Source organism: Mycobacterium sp., from assembly GCF_035653355.1.
Taxonomy (GTDB): domain Bacteria; phylum Actinomycetota; class Actinomycetes; order Mycobacteriales; family Mycobacteriaceae; genus Mycobacterium.
On the sequence record NZ_DASRBZ010000504.1, the window covers coordinates 1 to 3,688 of the forward strand.

Below are 3,688 nucleotides of genomic sequence, written 5' to 3' on the forward strand. Positions count from 1 at the left end.
CCGCCGATTTGACCGTCTGCACCAGCGCTTGGCCATCGTTCTTGCGGTCCACCCAGGTGACATCGCTGGCGCGGGCGACTGGCAGGTCTTTATCGTCGACGTAGCCGGCCTCCAGAAACACCCGTGCGGGAGCCTCGCCGATCGCGTCCAGCAGCGAGTTGATCGCCGGCAGTGAGGCGGTGTCGCCGACAATCACGTATCCGGTTGGGCGCGGCTCTGGCAACGCGAATTTGCTGCCCAGCACCGTCGCCTCGATGGTGTCCCCCGGTTGGGCTTCCCGCGCCCACTGCGACGCGATCCCGTCGTGCAGCGCAAATTCGATGTCTACGGTGTCGGCGCCCGGATCGGGGTTGACCAGCGTGTAGCCACGCTGATGCAGCTTGTTCCCACCGGGAAACCACAACCGCACCCACATCGTCGGATGCAAGGAGTTGTCGGCCAGCAGGCCGCCGGCGTCAAAGCTCAGCCGCAGGTAGTGCGGGCTGATTTCCCGGCGACCGGTGACCGTGAGCCGATACTCGCCAGGGCGCCACAACTTCAGCACAGCGCCCTGCCAGCCGCGCGTGACTTTCTGTTCGACCATTACGTCTTGCCCTTCGTTCGGGAACTTAGGGCAGACTAACCTACCTCCGGTAGCGGGTCAGCCCCGAACCCGGGTGAAGCGGTGCAGCAGCCAGGCCAGCGGAATGGTGATCACCAGCGTCACGACGAACAGGTTCAGCATCGATCCGGTGTAGATCCGATACCGCAGCACCTCGACCATCGCGATCTCCATGGTCACCAGATGGATCAGGAAGACCTCGTAGGAGATCTCGCCCAGCCACACCATCGGCCGGGAAGCCAGCAGCCGGGCATACCAACCGCGATCCCCTAGCCCCAGCGGCGCCACCGCCAGCGCGGCGACCACCGCGTAGAACACGGCCTTGAACAGCGCCTCGGACAATCCGCTGGGCGTGGTCGTCGGTGCCCCGGCGATCGGGGTGGACGCGATGAAGTAGCAGACCGTCGCCAGCGGTATGGCCGCGAACGCATAGCAACGCGCGCCCATCGCCTGCAGCACCGCCAGCATCATCCCGGGGACGAACCAGGCCAGGTAGGTCGGCAGCCACAGCCGCGCACTGCTCGGCAACCAGTGCGCGGTGTGCACCAGCACCAGCCACGCCGGGGTCAGCAACCCCAGTCCCCCCAAGGCGGCCAGCAGCAACAGCGGCTGCCAGCGGCGCTGGCACACCACCGACAACAGCACGTACGCCAGCAGCGGTAGCACCACATAAAACGCCACTTCCACGGCAAGGCTCCACATTTGGGTAAGACCCTGGTGCAGGTAGGAGCCCAGGTAATTGGGCGTATAGATCTGCGTCAACGTGAGGTTGCGGAAAAGACCCATCCAGGTGTGGCCGGGATTCGGGCGCGCGGTGCGGAAGTGGTAGACGAGGTAGGCCAACAGCACGGTGACGATGTAGGCAGGCATGATGCGCCGCACCCGGTGCCACGCATAGCGACGCACCGACGGTGGCGGCCCGCCCGTCACCATCGACTTCACCCACGGGCCGAACAGCAGGAAGCCGGATAGCACGAAGAAGATCGGGACGCCCATTTCCATCCGGGAACAGATCAGCCCGAAATAGCCGTGGGTGTATTTGCCGGTGGTATAGGCCGAGTGAGTTCCGACGACGAGTAAGGCAGCGACGGCACGGATTCCGGTCAGCGAGGCAACACGATCTACCCCGGCGACTTGTTCGAGTCCGCCCTGGGCGGTGCTGTCCGTCGACAGGGTCATCCAGCTGATTTCCGGCGCGGCTTACCGCTGTCGCGGCGGCGGCCATCGCGCGGGGGCCGGTCCGGCCGCAGGTTGATCAGCACACCGGAGATGCGGGTGCGTTCAAGCGCTTTGAGCGTCGCGCGCGGCAGCTGGGCCGGCAGCTCCACCAACGAGTAGTCGGGCCCGATCGTGATGTGGCCGAAATCGCTGCGGTGCAACCCACCTTCGTTCGCGATAGCGCCGACAATCGCACCCGGGCCGACCCGATGCCGCTTGCCGACGGCGATGCGATACGTGGCGAACCCGTCTTTAGGGCGCTCTCGCGGCTTGCGCGCCGGCTTGTCGGTTCGCCGGTCGGTGCGGCGTGGCTCCGGGGGTTCGGGTGCCATGAAGAAGTCCTCGCCGTCGCGGGACTGCAGCGCCAGAGCCGCGGCGATGTCGACCATAGGAACATCGTGTTCGCGTTCGTACTCCTCGACCAGGCTGCGAAACAGCTCGATCCCGGGTGAGCTGAGCGCGTCAGTGATGGAGTCGGCGAATTTGGCTACCCGTTGCGCGTTGACGTCTTCGACGGTGGGCAGTTCCGCCTCGATGAGCTTTTGGCGCGTGGCCTTTTCGATCGCCTTGAGCAGGTGGCGCTCACGCGGTGCGACGAACAGCAGTGCGGTTCCCGAGCGTCCGGCTCGGCCGGTGCGCCCGATGCGATGCACGTAAGACTCGGTGTCGTGCGGGATGTCGTAGTTGAGCACATGCGAGATCCGCTCCACGTCCAGACCGCGGGCGGCGACGTCGGTAGCGACCAGGATGTCGATGCCGCCTTCTTTGAGCGCCGCTATTGTGCGCTCGCGCTGCGCCTGTGGGATATCGCCGTTGATGGCCGCCGCGGAAAAGCCTCGGGCACGCAATCTTTCGGCGACCTCTTCGGTGGCCTGCTTGGTGCGGACAAAGACGATCATGGCGTCGAACGGCTCGACTTCGAGTATTCGGGTCAGCGCGTCCATTTTTCGCGGACCGGCTACTTGGATGTAGCGCTGCGAAATGTTCTCTGCCGTGGTGGTTTTGGCTTCGACGGTGACTTCGAGCGGGTCGTGCAGATACTTGGCGGTGAGCTTCCGGATCGCCGGCGGCATGGTCGCCGAGAACAATGCGACCTGTTTGTATTCCGGGGTGTCAGCCAGGATGCGTTCGACATCGTCGGCGAAGCCCATGGCCAGCATTTCGTCGGCTTCGTCGAGCACCAGATAGTCCACCCGGGACAGATCCAGCGTTCCGCGGTCCAGGTGGTCGATGACCCGGCCGGGTGTTCCGACCACGACGTGGGCGCCGCGTTTCAGTCCGGCCAGCTGCACGCCGTAGGAGGCTCCGCCGTAGATCGGCAGCACGGTAAGGCGTGGCAGGTGCGCGGCGTAGCGGCTGAAGGCCTCGGACACTTGCAGAGCCAGTTCGCGGGTGGGGGCCAGCACCAATGCTTGAGTCGCGTTGCTGGTGGTGTCGATCTTGGACAGGATCGGAAGGGCGAAGGCCGCCGTCTTGCCGGTGCCGGTCTGCGCGAGCCCCACCACGTCGGAGCCGGCCATCAGCGCCGGGATCGTGGCCGCCTGGATGGCCGAGGGTGTTTCGTAGCCGACGTCGACGATTGCCTGCAGAACCGATGGATGGATCCGCAGGTCGTCGAACGTGCCAGGGGACGTCTCAGCCGCCGCATCGGGGGAGGTCATTGCTGACCGAGTCTAGTGTCCCAGCGGACGACGACACGGTTGCTGGCCGCACGGCCACGCCTGCCACGACCGTGGAGCCGATGACGGTACGGTGCGCGTTGTGTTGTGGCTACCTTGCCACGTCCGGACGCTGACGGTCGTGGCCGTCGGCGCACTGGCTGCCGCGACGCTGGCCGGTTGCGGCTCGGGCGACTCCACCGTCGCCAAG

At 65.7% G+C, this 3,688-nt stretch carries 3 protein-coding genes and 1 pseudogene; 1 reads left to right on the forward strand and 3 read right to left on the reverse strand.

The genetic code is table 11. From position 1 onward, the window contains the following. The 3 genes from VFA16_RS17370 to VFA16_RS17380 form a co-directional block, all read right to left on the reverse strand. Positions 1-583 (reverse strand): siderophore-interacting protein (locus tag VFA16_RS17370; protein WP_324969009.1); only part of this gene is annotated, 583 nt, incomplete at its 3' end. Positions 584-640: 57 nt separating this feature from the next. Further along, positions 641-1,780: an acyltransferase gene (locus VFA16_RS17375; protein WP_324969010.1), complete on the reverse strand. Its 1,140-nt coding sequence runs from the start codon at positions 1,778-1,780 to the stop codon at positions 641-643. Then, positions 1,777-3,480 (reverse strand): DEAD/DEAH box helicase, encoded by a 1,704-nt coding sequence (locus VFA16_RS17380; protein ID WP_324969011.1) that lies wholly within the window; start codon positions 3,478-3,480, stop codon positions 1,777-1,779. Before VFA16_RS17380 ends, VFA16_RS17375 begins: the two co-directional genes overlap by 4 nt. 103 nt (positions 3,481-3,583) lie before the next feature. Here VFA16_RS17380 and VFA16_RS23835 point away from each other — a divergent pair. Further along, positions 3,584-3,688: pseudogene (locus tag VFA16_RS23835) on the forward strand (LppP/LprE family lipoprotein); the annotation flags it as partial.

Excerpts from the sequence above, each read along its gene's own strand:
- VFA16_RS17380 (WP_324969011.1), bottom strand. The coding sequence starts at position 3,480 with ATGACCTCCCCCGATGCGGCGGCTGAGACGTCCCCTGGCACGTTCGAC.
- VFA16_RS17375 (WP_324969010.1), bottom strand. The coding sequence starts at position 1,780 with ATGACCCTGTCGACGGACAGCACCGCCCAGGGCGGACTCGAACAAGTC.